Here is a 19,640-nt window from a genome sequence, read left to right on the forward strand (position 1 = left end):
CGTCAGATGTGTACGCCCAATAAATATGGGTTTCCCAGCAAACACAGAACCAGGTGCAAGACTTTTTTTGGGTTCCAGACTGGAGATATGGTGAAAGCAGTTTTGCCGATCGGGAAATTTGCAGGTACTCACGTTGGTAGGCTGGCAGTTAGAGAGAGTGGAGTCTTTGATTTGAGGACAGCTTGGGAAAAAATTAGCCCTGTGCGTCACAAATACTGCAAAACTGTTCACCGCAATGATGGTTATATGTATGGGTTTTCCACTCTTGTCCGCTAAATCGATGATTAGAGGCGTACCGATCGACTCCAAGCGAGTATTAGCGAAGCGGTTGACCAAAATCGATAATCCGCTCCCAGGAAGCAGCAGGACGGCGTACAGGGGCAGAACTTACCCCCTCCCGTCTGTTAACCGGAACCCTGACCAAAGGCACATTTATCGGTCGGATTTGGTCGTTTGGAGTTGACATCCCCGAAGAGTTTTGCTCGTAAGTTATAACCTCAGCCGAGGCAGGTTGGACAGACGCTTTGGCAGGAGTTGAGTTAGAATCGGCTGACTGCGGATTAGGTGGTACTGGGATTGCAGGCGGTGTTTGGGTTTCGAGAGTTGCTTGATAGGAAGCAGGCTCGATCGAGGGACGCAACACCCAGCGATTTTCTACCCCGACTCTTTGAAATTTAATTTGTTCACCGTTGAAAGCCACTCCGGGAGCCAAATTTACCAAAATTCTCGCGTTTCCTGATGGCAGTTGAATTATCGCCACGGAACGCACATTGCCTTGCGGGTATAGTTGAGTTGCATCAACGGCGATCGGAGTATTGGGCAAATCCACAGCAATTTGAGACGGGTTGAGTAGGGAATAGGTGGGAGTTTTGCCCTCTGGGAGAGTAATTTCTAGCTGATTTGTGGCTGGATCGAACCGCCAACTCGTGACTGTAGAAGCATTGGCTGGTTGCTGTGCGATTTGGAGTGTCGCAACTGTGGTGGTTGCTGCTATGCTCAGGGCGATCGACACAGAGCCTAAAAATGAGGGTACCAGACACTTAGGTGTTAGTTTGTGTAAGTCTGTCCAAAATTTCGGTGGTAATTTTTTGTATTGCATGGCTGTGTAAAAGTTGAGATTTTAACTAGCTTTGAGGATAATTTTTTTTGGTAGAGGTGTTGCGGGCGATTTGCGATCGGGATAGGTGCGATCGGCAGTACAACTAACCGCAAGGGTAGCTTAACGCTGAAAGTTTAGCATTAATGGGTAATTGAAAAATTGGAAGTTAACACTTTCTGCCTAATCCCGAATGCCAACAGATACGCATTCATCCTTCTTTTCTTTTCCTTACCCTTCAACCAAGATTGTCCGAAGAGAGGAACGAAGCAAACAAGAGTGTCTATTTTTCATTGAATTTCCGTGTAATAATCTCCGATCAGAACAGTGTTACACCACAAGCAGCCGAAGAAAGATTAGTCGTGCGCGTTTTATGAAGAATTCAATAATATGAAAAATTTAACTAAATGGAAATTACTGCGATCGCGCTTCGTGCTTAACCACAAGTGGTGTCAAGTCAGACAAGATGAAATAGAATTGCCAAGCGGACAAATTATCGACGACTTTTTTATTAATGTCCGACCCAATATCGCCCTAATATTTGCGGTAACAGAACAGCAAGAACTTGTATGTGTGCGTCAATACAGGCATGGCGTCGGCGAAATTTTACTCGAACTCCCGGCTGGGAGTTTCAATCCTGCCGAAGAAAGTGGCAAAGCTGCTGCCGCCCGAGAACTGGCTGAAGAAACCGGATATGTTGCTGAAGAAATTTTGGAACTAGCAGTTTTATACGACAATCCCGTAAAAGACACTAATTCTATTTACTTATACCTTGGTAAAAATGTCAAGCTTGCCAGCCAAATTAAATTGGATATTACAGAAGATATTGAAGTAGTTTTAGTACCCATTTCAGAAGTTTTGTTGAAAATAACCAATCGAGAAATTTGTGTAGCTGGAAGCATCGCAGCTATTTTTTTAGGATTAGATTTTTTAAACAAACATTAGTTGGGTTTGTAGTGAGGACTTTAGTCCTTTCTTGGATGCGGACTTGCCTTTCTCACTAAGATTTTTTTTGCAATACGCTTTGAATAAGAAATTCCAAGAGATCCCCTCGCATCCCCCGATCGAAGCATGGTAGTTTTATTATGGGGAGAGAGAGATAGGTACGTAGTTGGGCTTCAGCCCTCTTTAGACGTATAGATAAAGGAGGCTCAAGCCCAACTACGTACCTTTATTTATTAATGATAAAATTAATTACACTACGATCGCTCGCCAAGCTTGTAAATTAGTAATTTCTGCCCTTTGATTGTGCAATTAATTGTGTCCGGTTACTTAAAAAACGGTTTGTAGTATTGAAGCGTTGGTTTCTAGCGATCGATCCCTTAAAGCACCAACCGCCAGAAACCAAGCGGGGAAAGATATTGAGAGTTATTGAAGATGTCTGTTAGTCATTAGTCAGCAGTCATTAGTTGCGATCGTCATTTCCGAGAGAGTATCCTAGTAAGGTGCGCCGCTATGCCATAATTGTAAATAGCCAGAATTCTTGTAGCGACGCAGCCTACTTATTCCCTCTTGCATCTTCCTTCAATCACTGACATCGATTACAAAATCCGTTGCCGAACTTCCTGATTCCTGATTCCCTCTTCCTTCGTCTTTTTGGCTTCTTGCATCTTCCTTCAATCACTGACATCGATTACAAAATCATTGCTAAACTTCCTGATTCCTTCTTTCCTCTTGCCTCTTCCTTCTTGCCTCTTCCTTCTTGCTTCGTCTTTCTTGCTTCTTGCTTCGTCTGATAGAATCCCGCCAACAGCCGAACAGGTTGCACCCGCTTATCGCTCAATATCCTCTAAATTCGTAGCACAAAATTATGAAAATAGCAAACTCAAACCCTTAAGCGAAAAGGAAGTTTCTCAGCGCTTGCAAAATTTGCCTAATTGGACTAGAGAAGGTAAAACTATTAAATATACGCACGAATTTAAAAATTTTGTCGAAGCTGTCAGTTTTGTAAATTGTCTGATTTCCCCCTCAGAAAAAGCTGGCCACCATCCCGATATTGCTATTGCTTACAACCGCGTCACGATAAGTCTCACAACTCACGATGCAGAGGCGCTGACACAACAAGACTTCGATCTAGCCGAGACAATCTCTAAATTAGTCAGCGACTGGATGCCCGGAAATGTTTGTTTAGTAGTGGAAGGTTCTGGATAATGATTTTACTGTACCAAATCGCCAACAATCAAGCAAAAAGTCAAGCAAAAAAGCTGTTTTTAATTTTATCATTTTGCTTATTCCTCGGGGAAACGGCTGCTTTCGGGCAATCGGTTATCCCCGCGAATGACGGCACCGGTACTACCATCGTCCCTCAAGGAAATCGAATCGATATTAGCGGTGGTAAACTATCGGGAGATGGGGTTAATCTTTTCCAGAGTTTCCAACGGTTTGGCTTGAACAAAAATCAAACAGCGAATTTTATTTCCAATCCTAACATCCAAAATATTTTAGGGCGAGTTGTTGGCGGAGAACCGTCTATAATTAATGGCTCGATCCAAGTTAGCGGTGGCAATTCCAATTTGTTTTTAATCAATCCAGCGGGTATTATTTTTGGCAGTAATTCTCAGTTAAATGTACCCGCATCCTTTACTGCTACCACTGCTAATAGCATGGGGTTTGGCAATAATTTTTTGAACGCGATCGGTTCTAACAACTATCTGAATTTAACAGGAAATCCCAGCAGTTTTGTATTTTCGGATGTGACACCTGCCAGCATTGTGAATCGCGGCAACTTGGCGGTAAAACCAGGGGAAAATATAACTTTACTCGGTGGCAGGGTTACAAATACAGGTCAAGTTACAGCACTGGGAGGTACAATTAACATCCTTTCAGTAACAAGCCCAAGTGTTGTCCGTATCAGCCAACCAGGATATTTGCTCAGTATAGAAGTCAGCAGCCAAGCATTGAATTCTCAAGGGGAAAATCCCAATACATCCAGCGAAAACTCATCTGCAACTCTTCCCGAATTGCTGACAGGTAAGGGTGAAAAAGTTAATAATGCTTCAGATGTTGCTGTTAATAGTGACGGTAGCGTTCAATTAACCAGATCTGCCTCGCAAACTCTCCCTCCTAATAATTTAAGACAAAATAACAGCGGGACAGCTCAAACATCTCCACAACCTAGTAATACCAACAATCCCAATCCGGCTGCTAATACTAATAATGGCGCCAGCGCTCCACAAACTACTAATACGAGCAATCCCAATCCGCCTGTTAATGACAATAAGGACGATATGCCTCCACAGCTTAATACCGCAAATCTCAATGTCACTCCTAATAATACTAATGTTGTGATGTCTCCACAACCTAATACGGCTAATTTAAATTTTCTTCCTAATAATATTCAGATTCCTCCCAATTTAGTCGCTCAAATTGTGAAACAGGGTAACAATCTGCAAAATGCTCTGGTACCCAATATCCAGCCAAATTTTCCTATAAACCAACAGCTTATTCCTAGAGGTTTTTCCGTGCCAATGATGAATAATATGGAGCTGTTGTCTGCGCGCCAGATTATTAATAACCTGCCGACAAATGGGAATATCGATCGCACTTCCATTTTTACCAGTAGCCAGCCAAATTTTATTATCAACCAACAGATTAATCCTAACAAAGCTCCAACACTGGCTCCCAACATTCAGGTAATTGATGCTCGCAATCTTCCCGGGAATCCCCCGATGTCCGCTGCGCCCAATATAACTCAAATGCGGGCCCGCCTCGGGCAGAATCTGCCCCCCGGCGTCCCGAATATTCCCAGTGGTGTAGCGAATCCTTCGGCAAATATGCAGGCAATTGCTAACATCAATTCCATGCTATCTTTAGATGGAAACCGAGCTGAGAAATATGCTGATTATTTTGGGAATGGCTTTACCAATCCCAATCTCGGCGCTGAAAATATCCGCGAAACTTTGCTCAAAGTTGCCTCGCAAACAGGCAAGAGATCGGCAATTATTTATATTAACTTATTTAGCGATCGAGTAGAATTATTACTGTTCTCTCCCGAAGGTTCGGCGATTAGAAAAACCGTACCGGAAGCCAATCGGGAGAGCATCATCAAACTAGCAACGGAATTCCGCGCAGAAATCTTGAATCCTGGGAATCTGAACACCACCAGCTACAAAGCATCCGCTCAAAAACTTTATAGTTTGCTGATTGCACCTTTAGAAACAGACTTGCAGGAACAAAATATCAATACGCTGTTATTTTCACTGGATACCGGTTTGCGGAGTCTCCCCTTATCTGCTCTTTATGACGGCAAACAATTCCTGGTAGAAAAATATTCTCTCAGTCTAATACCCGCTATTTCCCTTACCAGAAAGAATTGGTTGAAAGCCGGAACCCTTTGAGGGAGAAATGAAAATCAGACTATTCATTACTCCAATCCTCTTCCTTCTAGGTAGAGGTTGCTCTCAAACTGTCAACTGTCAACTGTCAACTGTCAACTGTTGAACGATACCCGCTATGTATCGCTACAAAATGCCTCTGTTTTAGCAATGGGAGCCGCTCAATTCGATCGGTTAGATCCCCTACCAGCAGTGCCAATAGAACTATCTACTATTGTAGATTTGTGGCAGGGGAAATCTTTCTTGAACGAACAATTTACCCTGAACAACCTGAAATTCCAACGCAGTAGAAATCCTTATCAAATAATTCATTTAGCAACTCACGGCGAGTTTAAACCGGGAGCAGCGAGCAACTCTTTTATTCAACTGTGGGATGGAAAACTGCAATTAGATCAACTCAGAAATTTGGGGTGGAACAATCCACCTGTGGAGTTATTGGTACTATCAGCTTGCCGCACAGCACTCGGAGATGAGACAACGGAAATGGGTTTTGCTGGCTTGGCATTTCAAGCAGGAGTTAAGTCGGCTTTAGCGAGTTTGTGGTATGTTTCTGATGAAGGTACGTTAGCATTGATGAGCGAGTTTTACCATCAATTAAAAACAGCTCCGATCAAAGCTGAAGCTCTCAGAGCAGCGCAAATTGCTATGATCCAAGGTCAAGTTCGGATCGAAAATGGAGTCTTGTGGGGCCCTTTTGTTGCAGCCAAACGGGGAGGGCAAAATAGCCAGCAAGCCATCCGAGAAATGGCAGGTAATGGCGATTCCCTACCCTACCCTTCGGGAACCCCTACGGGGAACGGGAACTCATTAGGGGAAGATAGCTTCGCTGCACAAAATCTCACTCATCCCTATTTTTGGTCTGCTTTTACAATGATTGGTAGTCCTTGGTAATCGATGTGAAATTAAATTAGATGGAGGATTGTGAAATCTTAAATCTCATATCAATTCCGTCAGCATCGGAATCATTCATCTCTCTATTCTCTGCCTCCGCGCCCTCTGCGTTCTCTGCGGTTAAATTATTCCGATACAACCGGAATTGATATGATATCAATTCCGGTTGCACCGGAATCATATAGAGGACACGGCACTGCCGTGTCCCTACCGTGATTAATTGTAGGGACACGGCAGTGCCGTGTCCTGGCTTTGGGTAATAATTCCGATGCTACCGGATTTGATATCCAATCTCAAATCTCGAATTAAATATTGAGAAACCCGGTTTGTTCGCAAACCGGGTTTCTCAATATTAGGTCAAATTGGGCGCATTAAATGCGCGCTGCTGTTTACTGGGAAAAAGTCACAAAATCCAGAGCAGTAATAGCATTACTGGCTCCGAAAATATTAGCTACAACCTGCCCAGTAGAGGCTATTTGCAGGACAGTTCCGTTCGCCGTCGAGTTAATTTGCAACTGAGCAAAACTCAAACCGCCAGCTAAAGCAAACTTGTCGATTCCTACTTCAAAATTCAGGACAGTATCGATACCGCTGTTGCTATCTAACACAAAACGATCGCTCCCAGTACCTCCAATTAAAGTATCCTCGCCCGCACCGCCAAACAGCCAGTCATCGCCAGAACCGCCGTTGAGAATGTCGTTATCTGTCCCTCCGTAGAGAGTGTCGTTACCGTCATCGCCGTTGAGAGTATCTTGGCCTTCATTGCCATATAACAAGTCCTCGCCGTTGCCGCCACTCATGCACTCTTGCTGGCCATTAGCACCCACCGAGACATCCTGGTTATCGTCGCGATCGCCATACATGGTATCGTTGCCATCATCGCCACACATAATATCGCTGCCGCCATCGCCGTACATCAAGTCATCGCCGGCATCTCCGTGCATCAAATCGTCATCCTTGCCGCCGCGAACAGTATCGTTGCCTTCTCCGCCGCCGAGAGAGTCGGAACTCTCACCGCCGTTGAGATAGTCGTTACCGTTGCCCCCAAACAGCAAATCGCGGCCGTTAGCGTCGCTGACGAATTCGTTTTGCAAGCCGCCGTAAAGCGAATCCTCTCCCTCGTCGCCGACAAGGGTGTCGGAACCGAGTTCGCCCCAAATCAGGTCATTGTCTTTGCCGCCGTAAACTAAGTCATTGCCTTTGCCGGCAAAAATGCTGTCGTTACCGCTGCCGCCGCCGATGATGTCGCCGCTATCGTTGCCGAAAATTAAGTCGCCTTCATCAGTAGCAATTGTGGTGCCAACAGCAGTACCGTAGTCGCCGACGAGGGTATCAGAACCTTGATTGCCGTAGAGTGTGTCGGAAGCAATTTCGCCAAAAATGCGATCGCCCCCTTTGCCTCCATAGGCCAAATCCCGGCCGTTGCCACCGAGCAAAGTATCGTCGCCTTCTTGGCCGAATAGTATGTCATTGCCATTGCCTCCAAACAGCAAATCTTGCCCGTCTGGGTCGCTATCTAGGGAGTTGAGGACACCACCAAACAGGGAATCGTTCCCGCTATCGCCGTAGAGGGTATCAGGGCCCTTATCGCCGAAGATCGCGTCGTCCTCTTTGCCCCCGTAGGCGATGTCTGGGCTTTTGCCGGCGAAAATGATGTCGTTGCCTTGATTGCCAGCAATTGCGTCCCTTCCTTCGCCACCGAAAATCAGATCGGCTTCGTTACCAGTCAAGTCGATGTTGTTGCCGTTGTCGCCGACGATCGTATCGTCACCGCGATCGCCCGACAATAAGTCCGCACCGCGATCGCCAAAAATGCGATCGTTTTGCTTACCTCCAAACACCACATCATTTTCTTTGCCCGCGTAAACGATGTCGTTGCCCTTATCGGCAGCGATGAAGTCTGCCCCTTGGTCTCCAAACACAATATCAGCGCCGTCTTCACCTAAAACTATGTCGTTCCCAGCTTCGGCAAGAAACAGTTCGTTAGTGTCGTTCCCGCCTAAATAGTCGTCTCCGGGAGTGCCGAGGATCGTGTTTTGGATGTCGGTGAGTTCTACGGCGTTAGAGTCGAAGTTGAGTATTTGCCCTGCCTGCGGTTGGATAAATGTAATCGGAGGCAGCAGGGGTAAGGGCGTGCAATCGCAGCCCGTATCAGGTTCGGGTACTGGCCCGAAAATAGGCGGGGGTGTTGGTGTGGGTGTCGGTGTCGGTGGCTGCGGGATGTCTGGTGTGGGCGTGGGTACCGGTGTGGGCGTGGGTGCCTGTATCGGCGTGGGTGTGGGCGTCGGTTGCCGAATTGGCGTGGGTGTGGGCGGTGTGGGTGTGGGCGGTGTGGGTGTGGGCGGGACGGGTGCGGCCAAAATTGAGATAGTTGCCGCAGTGGGACTGCCTAGGCTGCGGCTGTCTGTGACGCCGTAGGTAAAGGTAGTACCGGTGAAGTTGCCCGATGCCTGGAAGAACAATTGGTTAATCGAAGCAGGCGTCAGGATCTGACCGATCGTAATTGGAACTCCGCCGCTGGCTGGATCGCCTAAGAACAGACGACCTTGAGCTATTGGTGGCAGGGTTTTGATGTCGAAGGAGGCGATCGTATCGCCCGGATCGGGGTCTCGGCCTGCTAGTCCGGGCACGGTAATCGTGCTGCTGGGGGCCGCCGAGGTATTGGCATTCAATGGTACCGGCGGTTGGTTAAGTACGATCGGCAGTGCGGAGACAGTAGCAACGGCCGGGCTGGTAGCGCCGAGGTTGTCGGTGGCACTGTAGGTGAAGTTTGCCCCTTTAAAATCGGTGCCCGCCTGGAAGAACAACTGAGTAATTTGAGCTGGTGTCAGGACTTGACCGGCTGTAACTCGTACTCCCCCGTTGGCCGGATCGCCCAAGAACAGCACACCTTCATTAGTTGGCGGCAGAGTCTCAATTTTGAAGGAAACCACAGTGCCGTCGTCTGATCCTCCGAGTCCGGGGATATTGATAGCGCTACCGGGCAGCAAGCTGACGCTGGCGTTGTTAGCAACCGGGGGTAGGTTAACCGGAGGCGGGAACAGGGAGGCAGTAGCGGGGGCCGGACTGGGCAACCCGGTGGTGTCTGTCGCGCTGTAGGTAAAGCTGGCCCCTCTGAACGCGCCTGTGGCCCGGAAGAATAGTTGGTTGATTTGCGTTGGGGTGAGGACTTGACCTGGTGTAATTGCCACTCCGCCGTTAGCCGGATCGCCCAAAAATAGGACGCCTTGGTCTGCCGGGGGCAGAGTGTCGATCTTGTAAGAAGCGATCGGGCTATCCGGGTCGTTTGCTATCAGCCCCGTGAGGTTGATGGTGGCGTTCGGCGCCACAGGAGAGTTGGTATTGACTGGTACCGGCGGTTCCTTGAACTGCGGCGGAATTAGGGCAACGGTAGCTGCGGGACTCCGATCTCCTCGATCGTCCGTGCTGCTGTAGGTAAAGTTTGCCCCTGTAAAAGTGCCTGTGGATCGGAAGAACAACTGCTTGATTTGAGCCGCCGTCAGGACTTGACCGGCTGTAACCGCTACTCCACCGTTAGCTGGGTCGCCCAAAAATAGGACGCCTTCATTTGTTGGAGGCAAAGTGTCGATCGTGAAGGAAACCACAGTGCCGTCTGTGTCTGTTCCTCCCAAGTTCGCGAGCCTGGCAGCGCTGTTACGCCCCAGAGTGACGTTATCGTTTTCTGCTGTAGGGGGGATGTTGCGGCGCGGTGTCGTGCTGACAGTGGTGGTCACCGTGGCATTAGGATCGGAACCGTCGTTGTTTCCCGGGGTGGGGTCAGAAGTGACTGAGCTGCTCCGAGCCGTGTTTTTGACGCTAGTCAGGGTAGCTGGGGCGACAAAGCCGATCGTCCGAGTGACTGTAAGGTTATTGGCGATCGCAATCGCAGGAAAGGTGACAATCCCTGTGGTTGGGTTGTAAACCCCGCCGTCGGATGCCGTGACTCCTGTCAAGCCGGGAATGATGCTGTCAGTAATTGTGACGCCTTCTGCGGGACTCGGGCCCTTGTTGGCTGTGCTAATTGTGTAGGTGACTGTGGTTCCAGCAGTGGCGATCGTCTGCCCGCTTTTGGTTGTTGCGACATCGGCAACAGCACCGAGGGTAGTGCTGACAGTGGCAGTAGGATCGGAACCGTCGTTGTTTCCCGGGGTGGGGTCAAGAGTCGTCGAGGTGCTTTTTGCGGTGTTTTTGACGCTAGTCAGGGTTGTTGGGGCGATAAAGCCGATCGTCCGATTGACTGTAATGCCATTGGCGATCGCAATAGCAGGAAAGCTGACAACCCCCGTAGCTGCGTTGTAGGTGCCGCCGTCCGATGCCGTGACTCCCGTCAAGCCGGGAATGATGCTGTCAGTAATCGTGACGCCTTCTGCCTGACTCGGGCCGTTGTTGGCCGTGCTAATTGTGTAGCTGACTGTGGTTCCAGGATTGGCGCTCGCGGGCCCACTTTTCCTAGTTACCACATCGGCCACAGCACCGATCGAAGTGCTGACAGTGGCATTCGGACTTGTGCCGTCGTTGTTGCCAGGGGCTGGGTCTGGAGTCGTCGAGGTGCTTTTTGCCGTGTTTTTGACGCTAGTCAGGGTTGTTGGGGCGATAAAGCCGATCGTCCGAGTGACTGATACGCCACTGGCGATCGAAATACCCGGGAAAGTGACAATCCCTGTAGCCGCGTTGTAGGTGCCGCCGTCGGATACCGTGATTCCCGTCAAGCCGGGAATGATGCTGTCAGTAATCGTGACGCCTTCTGCCGGACTCGGGCCGTTGTTGGCTGTGGCGATCGTGTAGCTGACTGTGGCACCGGGAATGGCGAGCGTCGAGCCGCTTTTGGTTGTTACCACATCAGCGCTGGGCGTGATGCTGGTGGCAACAGATGAGTTGGTGGGAGTGCCGTCTTGATTGGTGGTGCTGCCGTCGTTGTTGGTGCCGATCGGGTCGGGAGTCGTCGAGGAGCTCCGAGCCGTATTTCTGATTGAGGTCAGGGTACCTGGGGCGACAAAGCCGATCGTCCGATTGACTGATGCGCCACTGGCGAGTGCAATCCCAGGGAATGTAACAATCCCGGTAACTGGGTTGTACGTACCGCCGTCGGATGCCGTGACTCCCGTCAAACCGGGAACGATGCTGTCAGTAATCGTGACGCCATCTGCCTGACTCGGGCCGATGTTGGCTGTGGCGATCGTGTAGCTGATTGTGCGACCGGCCGTAGTAGCTGTGGGCCCACTTTTGGTGGTAACAACATCGGCAATAGCTCCGAGCGTAGTGCTGACACTGGACTCAGGGTTTGTGCCGTTGTTGTTTCCTGGGGTGGGGTCGGGAGTCGCCGAGGAGCTTGTTGCCGTGTTTTTGATTGAGGGGAGGGCGACTGGGGGCACAAAGCCGATCGTCCGATTGACTGTAATGCCACTGGCGATCGCAACAGCAGGGAAGCTGACAATCCCCGTAACTGCGTTATAGGTGCCACCGTCCGATGCCGTGACTCCCGTCAAGCCCGGAATGATGCTGTCAGCGATCGTGACGGCTTCTGCTTGGCTCGGCCCGTTATTGACTGTCGTAATTCTGTAGCTGACAGGGGTTCCAGGCAGCGCACCCGTCGGCCCGCTCTTAATTGTTACCACATCAGCGCTGGGCGTAATAGTCGTGACAACAGTGGAATTCGTGGGAGTGCCGTCTTTATTGGTGGTACTGCCGTCGTTGGTGCGGGGAAAGGGGTCGGGTGTCTCCGAGCTGCTGCGAGCCGTGTTGCTGATAGAAGTAAGGGTCGGTGGAGCAACGAAACTGACGGTGCGGTTAACTGTTGTACTGATGGCTAGGGATGTCAGCACCGGGAAGGTGACAATCCCTGTAGCCGGATTGTAAGTGCCGTTGTCCGATGCGCTGACTCCAGTCAAACCTGGAACAATGCTGTCAGTGATAGTCGCGTTGAGAGCCGGGTCTGGCCCCAGGTTGGCTGTGGTCAGGGTATAGGTAATCGTTGACCCGGCCACAGAAGTGACGGGGCCGCTTTTGGTAGTAACGAGATCGGCAACAGTAGGGGAAATAGTAGTCTGTTGTTGGCCTATGAACGTTGAACCGTCGTTGTTGCTGAGATCGGGGTCGAAAGTGCTGGCACTGCTGAATGCGGTGTTGGTTAAGCTGCTGCCAGGATTTAGACTTGGGGGTAAAGCAACTGACAAGGTGTAGGTGACGCTTTGATTGACACCGAGAACGGGAATTTTCGGCCAGGTGACGTTCCGCGTCGTGCTTGAGTAAAGGCCACCCCCACTGATCTGGCGAATGGGATTGGCTCCGCCGACAGGAACGAGTTCCGGAGGCAATTCGTCTTGAACCAAAACTTGTTCAGCCGGCGATGTCCCCTTGTTAGTAGTAGTGATGGTGTAGGTAATACTGCCAGCACCTGTTTTGATGAACTGCGGGCCACTTTTGATGGTGGCCACATCAGCAGAGATGGTGGGAGTAGGATTGACAGTCTCGATTGCGAGGTTGCGAATTTCGTGGAAGTTGCTTGCAACTCCCGTCGAACTTGCAAAACCAAATTTGAAATTAGGCGGTATCGTTCCGTTTGCAGTTTCTAGATTGCCGATGTCAATCAGAGTTTCACCCGGGCCCGTGAACAAGCCGTCGTTATTCAGGTCTAGGGAAATGGTGAGCCTGTTGGGCGTTGCTGAATTTGAGGGAGCTAGGGTAATTTGAATGCTTCTTTTAGCTGCATCGCGAGTGGTAGTGACAGAATTATTGAAGTCAAAACCGCCAGGAGGTATCAGATCAGTAAAGCTAATACTTTTGGGGATGTTGTCGATACCTATGGGAGAAATAGCGTTAGTTAAAAATGCATAACCGCTAGCTTGACTTCCTCTGAGAGTAATCGAATCGGGTCTGTAAGCATCTAGACTGGAACCAGGAATCGGAGGGGGAGTTGGACCTGAACGTCCTTCTCCGTCAGTATTGTTGGAAAAATTCCCGAACTCGTCCAATCCAACGCCCAAATAACCTCCCACCAGTCCGGGTTTGCCCCCATTGGTGTTGGGGGCATAGCCCAGAGAACCGCCAAAGCCTCCTGCTTCTGTAGGACTGGCTGCCCCGTCAATCAGGAAGAAGCTAATACCGTCCCCTGGCTGTGCCGCGATAAAACCGTTTGGGCCTCGAAGAGTAGTGCCGTTGTAAGCAAAGAAATCGAAGGTAATTTTCAGACCCTCTGTGGAGGGTATGGGGTTGTCGTAGAGAACAAAGGCTGGCAGTCCCACACCGTTGCTCGTCAATCTCAAAGCCCCTTGGCCTGGTACATCGCCACCCAAGGCGGGAAGTATCCCAGATGAAGTTCCTCCGGTGATACCGGGAATTCTCTGCGCGTTGGCTGCAAAGACTGAGCTGGGGTCGAATACCTTGCCGTCTTGTCCTACATAGAGCCAAGGCCCCCTGACTGTGGCGTTCCTAAATGTTTCGTTGACTAAGGTACCGAGGACTCCGCTGTATGCCTCCAGCACCTTTTGCTCAAGGGCAATCCTGGCCCTTATTTCTCCTGTCGCAAATTCTAATTCCCAATCGCCACCGAGCGCCGCACTCCCTACCAAGCCTGTGGAAGCTGCAATCTCTCTACCCGTAATTTCACTGAGTCGCCGCACGAAGGCCCGGCCGCTTTCCCCGGCTGCTCCCCGGCAAGCCAATAATAAGATATTTCCTCTCTCGCTGAGGGAGTTTCCCCACTGCTGCAACAAATGGCTGTAGGTTTCTAAGTTGTCGCTGCACAGTTCTACTGACCCCAGTTGTACTCTGGCTTCTTGACCGTGAGCAACTATTTGAAGGCTGTCTAAATCGCTGTAATTAGCAAGAATTCTAGTAATTCGATCGACTCCATCCGCGATCGAGTCCAGTAAAAATACCTCTGTATCCGCTGTTGCTCCTCTTGCCAAGCTGTCGCTATTCTCTACTCTGGCATCGATGAACAGTATATTTTTTACATTCCGGGGGCCCACCGAATCGGGCGATCGCAAAAATTCTCTCTCTAGGTGTTCAATTTCCGCGCCACCACCAATTTTTGGAGACAGGAAAGACCAGTCTGATTTTACTTGTTTTATTTGTTTTTCCTGAGGATAAGTTGCGGTAGTTCGGGAATTTTTCCTGCCAATGCTTGTGGTGTCAACTGTTTTTTGTTGACTCAGGAAAATTGGTTTGTTGCCAATGCTTTTCATTGTCTGATACCTTGCTGATTGTATACAATATACCCATTAAGAGGTAATAATTATCACCTCTTAACAAGGCTTAATTGAGACTGAGTTGCTCTGTTGTTTGACTTTTAGAAAGCAATAAGGTTCAGTTAGTGCTGTTTCTTCCCCGGAGATTCCTCCCATCCCCCGAATCGTTGCGGGGACGAAAGAGAATTTCTTGTATCCCCCTTTTTTTTAAATGGAGGTTAGGGCGATCGATCTTAACTCAACCGTATTCTGTTAAAAAGAGTAATATGCCGATTTTCATCAGCATAAATTTCTGCTATCTTGCTATTGGATAGCATTGGAAATACAGCCGATTTGATGTCGGCCGATTAGACTTCTGAAACACGTCATAACCCTGACAAACAGACGGTTTCGGAGCGAAATCACTTTTTTTACTTCATTAACCAGCAAAAGTGCTGTATCGCCTGCGCGAGGGCTGAGACAGGACAGTTTTAATGGTAATAATCTATCTATCGGGTGATATTTTGCCTTCGGCTTTCTGTGAGCGGGTGTATCTTTAACAAGGAGATATCTTACCTCCCGCAGCAGACAATAACAGCGAGCCTCAAAAAATTACTTGATGAGGTTTTCTGTCGATCGTCTAATACACTTTATGGGCAGAAAAAATTTACCATTTCTGAAAGCTAACACTTGGTTGGATGAACGAAATTAGGGTGGCAGTTTCCCATCTATGTCAGTCAATTTTAGATTTTAGATTTTAGATTTCCTGGCCAGATGAATCTGGGAGCTTGAACTTTAGTCTAAAGTCTAAAATTTTGGGCTGCTCGCGACTTGAGTCGGGGGCTTGTCTGCATTGTTTTTGGGCGGTGTAATTTAATTGAAATCGGCATACCCTGTATCGACGAGGCGGATTAAAAATTTATGACTTGCAGTCTAGTTAGTGACAACAATCCAGGTTTGAGACTGCGTTCATCTGCGATCGCCAAAAATAGAATATTGTTACCCACAAGCAACTTCTCAAAATTTCAACTTAGAGTCTTCGAGCGGATTTCTGTTTAAGGTAAATGCTGGAGACAATTGTTAGTGCTGAATTTTTCATGATGTTTTGGAGAAATCGATTTACAGATTTGCTGGTAAGCTACTTGCGATTTTCCTGGGTCTCCCCCAGTTACGCCCAAGAGAGTAGAAACCCGATTTATTCCTAGATTTTTTGCAGCCCAACCAAGATTTACAATCTAAATCTGGTTTCTGAGCGCAAGTCATCAACTAGAAAAACACCGATCGTCATCCGCTAGTTAGGGCCAATTTAACCTAGCAATACTGCTCGATTAGATTTTAATTACTTAGTTTGGGCGCGGCTAGTCCCCAAAAAGCTTCAACAACAACCCTTCCACGTAAGTACATATTAACTGATGGATTACTACCTCAGCAAATATTCGCATACAACAACCCCAATACAACCTATATCTTTTGGGCGCGAACGTCAAGAGTTCTGGCTTGATAGTACCGACAATCTTGACAGGGCCCAGAAGGATTCACAGCACAGCGAATGTAATTAGAGCGAGCGTTATACTCGCAAGTGATATCGCCGATCGGATAGCCGAGGCCTTGTACGTAAGTGCGATCGCCCATTGCTAGTTGAGCAGGCAGGGGTCTATTTGCTACCGCCCGCCTGGCCGCTGCAATTCTCTCGCTGACTTGCCTCTCGGCAGAGCGCATCACCCACAAAGACACCAGCGACGGAGCCAAACCTATGACAATAATCAGGAGAACTGTAAACACATTTTCAGAGCTTTTGTGAATAATCTTGTTTTTTATTTACATAATCCCGAAGCTAAAATCATCGGGTAACAGACGGTTTTCAATCAGGAAAGTTCCCAGTGAAATCTCAAACTATGCCGCCCGTGCGTTAACCGTTTGCTGGTAAGGGTTGTTGTGGATAGGTTCGTAGTGAGGAATGCAAGTCCTTTCTAAATCAGAGGACTTGCATTCCTCGCTACGAACGGGAGAGGGGTTACACTTGGGAGCATCTCATGTTTGTAAAAAGAATTTTTTTATTTGAGTGCTGTCCCCGCTCGCGTATTGTATAATACGCGAGCGGGGACAGCACTATAAATGAAAAAATTCAAAACTGAGATACTCCCTTAAACTTTAGCAACCTGCGCCGCTAAATCCATCACCGCACTCGAAGCCTCCACCTTAGCAACATCCAACAAAGTCTTCAAAACCGAATCGGGATTCAAACTAATCGAATCAATTCCCAACTCAACCAAGAAGCGAGCAAACTCAGGATAATCGCTGGGCGCTTGGCCGCAAATACCTATCTTGCGATCGTACTTCTTGGCGGCTTTAATGGCAATTTCCACCATCCGCTTCACAGCTTCATTGCGTTCGTCAAAGATGTGGGCGACTAAGGCAGAATCCCGGTCTAATCCTAATGTTAGCTGAGTTAAGTCGTTGGAGCCGATCGAGAATCCGTCAAAAACCTGGGCAAATTCGTCAGCAAATATGACATTGCTGGGCAATTCGCACATCACGTACACCTGCAAGCCATTTGCACCCTTGACTAAACCGTGTTTCGCCATCTCGGCCAACACTTTGCGCCCTTCCTCCGGCGTGCGACAAAACGGAATCATCGGAATCACATTTGTCAAGCCCATTTCGTCGCGCACTCGCTTTAATGCCTTGCATTCCAAAGCATAAGCTTCGCGGTAATTCGGGTCATAATAACGAGAAGCGCCGCGCCACCCGATCATCGGGTTTTCTTCCTTCGGTTCAAACTGCCGCCCTCCCAGCAGATTAGCATATTCGTTGCTCTTGAAATCGCTCATCCGCACGATGACTGGATTGGGATAAAATGCGGCGGCGATGGTGGCAATTCCGCAGGCTAATTTGTCGGTAAAGAAATCGGGTTTGTGTTTGTAAAGTGCTGTGAGTTTGGCAATTTGGCGCTTGACTGATGTGTCGGTCAATTCGTCAAAGTGAATCAGTGCCAAGGGATGCGCTTTGATGTGGTTGGCGATGATGAATTCTAGCCGCGCTAACCCTACGCCATCGCAAGGAATTGCTGACAAACCAAAAGCTTCTTCTGGGTTTCCGACATTCATTAAAATTTGAGTGCGGGTGCGGGGCAAATTGTCGATCGCAATTTCTTGAATTTCAAAAGGAACTAAACCGGAATAAACTTTGCCTTCGTCTCCTTCGGAACAAGAAACAGTAATTTCTTGATTGTTTTGCAAGACTTTAGTACCGTCGCCGGTGCCGACAATGGCGGGGATTCCCATTTCCCGGGCAATGATCGCAGCATGGCAAGTACGGCCGCCGGAATTGGTGACAATCGCGCTGGCTTTTTTCATGATCGGTTCCCAATCCGGGTCAGTTTTGTTGGTAACAAGAACTTCCCCTGCTTCAAAGTCAGCGATTTGGTGAACGTCTAAAATTACGCGGGCTTTACCTTGTCCGATAGCTTCACCAACGGCACGCCCTGTTGCCAAAACTGCGCTGGAACCTTGCAATTTGTAGTTGCGTAAAACTGTAGCAGATTTTTGTGATTGTACTGTTTCCGGCCGCGCTTGGACGATGAATAGTTCGCCTGTATTGCCGTCTTTTGCCCACTCGATGTCCATCGGCGTGTAGGTGCCGCGGACTTGAGAGTAGTGTTCTTCTATCTGTACGGCCCAACGTGCTAGTTGCAGAATTTCTTCATCGTTAAGGGCGTATTTGCCGCGTTCTGCTGGGGCTACCGAGAGGTTTTTGGTGTATTTGGAACCGCCGAGATCGTACACCATTTTGATGTCTTTGGTGCCGAGGCGTTTGTCGAGAATTGGGCGGAAATCTTGTTTTAATGTGGGTTTAAAAACTAGGTATTCGTCGGGATTTACTGCTCCTTGAACGATGTTTTCTCCTAATCCGTAGGCGGCGGTGATTAGGGCGGCATTTTTGAAACCGGTTTCGGTGTCGATGCTGAACATGACGCCGGAGGATGCTAAGTCCGATCGCACCATTTTCTGCACGCCGACGGATAAGGCGACTTCAAAGTGGTCGAAACCTCGTTGTTGGCGGTAAGAAATCGCTCTGTCGGTGAAGGTGGAGGCGAAGCATTTGTGGCAGCATTGGAGGACGCTGGTGCAACCGTGGACGTTGAGGTAGGTTTCTTGCTGTCCGGCGAAACTGGCGTCTGGTAAGTCTTCGGCGGTGGCGGACGAACGGACTGCTACGTCTGTACTGTCGCCGTAGCGATCGCACAGTCGATCGTAAGCATCTGCGATCGCCACTTGCAAGTCTCGCGGAAACGGTGTATCGAGAATTAACGCCCGCGCTTGCTTCCCTTTGATGCGGAGGTTCTGGAGATTTTCTACGTCTAAATCGGCAAAAATTTCGCGCAATTTTGCTTCTAAACCCGCCGACTCGATGAAGTACCGATAAGCGTATGCTGTAGTTGCAAATCCATTGGGGACGCTGACTCCTTTGGGGGTTAACTGTTGAATCATTTCCCCCAATGAAGCATTTTTACCCCCTACTAATGGGATGTCGGCTATCCCGACTTCATCAAACCACAATATTAAGGCTTTTTCTTTGGGAATTAAAACTTGTTTTTCTTGAATTGCTAATTTGTCTAGCATTGCTTTTTTCCTCTCACATTCAGACCAGTTCGGTTAAAGGACAGTAAACAAAGGAGTGTCAATTTTTAAATGTAGTTTTGTTGCCCAAAAGCTCAGATTTTTTTCGCGTCTGTATCCGGCCTAGTTTTTAATTGCCTCTATTTCTATCTTATAACTTTTTTGCTAAATGGCAAGACCCCTGGGGAAGATTTATTTAATTGCAAAAAGTAAAGAAATGGCAGCGGGGAGTTTAGGTAAGCTATCATAAAAAAAATTGTAAAAATGTCAATGTCAGACATAATTTCCACGGATTTATTGGCGCCGATCGCGCAGCGGTGCGGGGATACCGCTCAAATTGTGTTGACTGTTGACGGTGAAGCGATTCGATCGCGGCGATCGCCCACAAAACACAACACCGAGCAGTTTTGTTTCCTCCAGCAACCCAGATTCTCAAAACCGTAAAAATTTTACCTCTGATTGGGTTGACCTACTTAGAGCAAAAACACAGTCGATGTAGAACATTGTAGTTTTTGGACGCAAGCAATTTTAT

The 19,640-nt window shown here is 48.5% G+C and carries 7 protein-coding genes and 2 pseudogenes; 5 read left to right on the plus strand and 4 right to left on the minus strand.

Features of this window, described 5'->3' with window-relative positions; translation table 11 throughout:
- Positions 1 to 276 (plus strand): annotated as a pseudogene (locus JGK14_RS16865) (RNA-guided endonuclease IscB); the annotation flags it as partial.
- A gap of 40 nt (positions 277 to 316) precedes the next feature.
- Here JGK14_RS16865 and JGK14_RS16870 read toward each other — a convergent pair.
- A complete protein-coding gene (locus tag JGK14_RS16870; RefSeq protein ID WP_293218899.1) occupies positions 317 to 1,099 on the minus strand; it encodes an AMIN domain-containing protein in 783 nt (260 codons plus the stop codon).
- 387 nt (positions 1,100 to 1,486) lie between these two features.
- Here JGK14_RS16870 and JGK14_RS16875 point away from each other — a divergent pair, with 387 nt between their 5' ends.
- The 3 genes and pseudogenes from JGK14_RS16875 (at position 1,487) to JGK14_RS16885 (ending at position 6,321) form a co-directional block, all read left to right on the plus strand.
- Positions 1,487 to 2,041 carry an NUDIX hydrolase gene (locus tag JGK14_RS16875; protein WP_293182942.1) on the plus strand — a complete coding sequence of 185 codons (555 nt, stop codon included), beginning with the start codon at positions 1,487 to 1,489 and terminating at the stop codon, positions 2,039 to 2,041.
- Between the two features lie 771 nt (positions 2,042 to 2,812).
- A complete protein-coding gene (locus tag JGK14_RS16880) occupies positions 2,813 to 3,247 on the plus strand; it encodes a 4a-hydroxytetrahydrobiopterin dehydratase (RefSeq protein WP_442921461.1) in 435 nt (144 codons plus the stop codon).
- Positions 3,247 to 6,321: pseudogene (locus tag JGK14_RS16885) on the plus strand (CHAT domain-containing protein). Before JGK14_RS16880 ends, JGK14_RS16885 begins: the two are co-directional and overlap by 1 nt.
- A gap of 389 nt (positions 6,322 to 6,710) precedes the next feature.
- Here the strand turns inward: JGK14_RS16885 and JGK14_RS16890 are convergent.
- The 3 genes from JGK14_RS16890 to ppsA all read right to left on the minus strand — a co-directional run bounded on the left by JGK14_RS16890 (position 6,711) and on the right by ppsA (position 19,111).
- Positions 6,711 to 14,507, minus strand: a complete 7,797-nt coding sequence (locus JGK14_RS16890) for a DUF4347 domain-containing protein (protein ID WP_325315293.1) — start codon at positions 14,505 to 14,507, stop codon at positions 6,711 to 6,713.
- Positions 14,508 to 15,950: 1,443 nt separating this feature from the next.
- A complete protein-coding gene (locus JGK14_RS16895) occupies positions 15,951 to 16,271 on the minus strand; it encodes a DUF6464 family protein (protein WP_293197680.1) in 321 nt (106 codons plus the stop codon).
- Between the two features lie 362 nt (positions 16,272 to 16,633).
- Complete coding sequence (ppsA, locus tag JGK14_RS16900; RefSeq protein ID WP_293182950.1) at positions 16,634 to 19,111, minus strand: phosphoenolpyruvate synthase; 2,478 nt, start codon at positions 19,109 to 19,111, stop codon at positions 16,634 to 16,636.
- A gap of 267 nt (positions 19,112 to 19,378) precedes the next feature.
- Between ppsA and JGK14_RS16905 the strand changes: the two genes are divergently transcribed.
- Positions 19,379 to 19,552 (plus strand): hypothetical protein, encoded by a 174-nt coding sequence (locus JGK14_RS16905; RefSeq protein WP_293197684.1) that lies wholly within the window; start codon positions 19,379 to 19,381, stop codon positions 19,550 to 19,552.
- Positions 19,553 to 19,640 lie beyond the last annotated feature (88 nt).

It is taken from the genome of Microcoleus sp. PH2017_28_MFU_U_A (assembly GCF_020738035.1).
In the GTDB taxonomy this organism is placed as follows: domain Bacteria; phylum Cyanobacteriota; class Cyanobacteriia; order Cyanobacteriales; family Microcoleaceae; genus Microcoleus.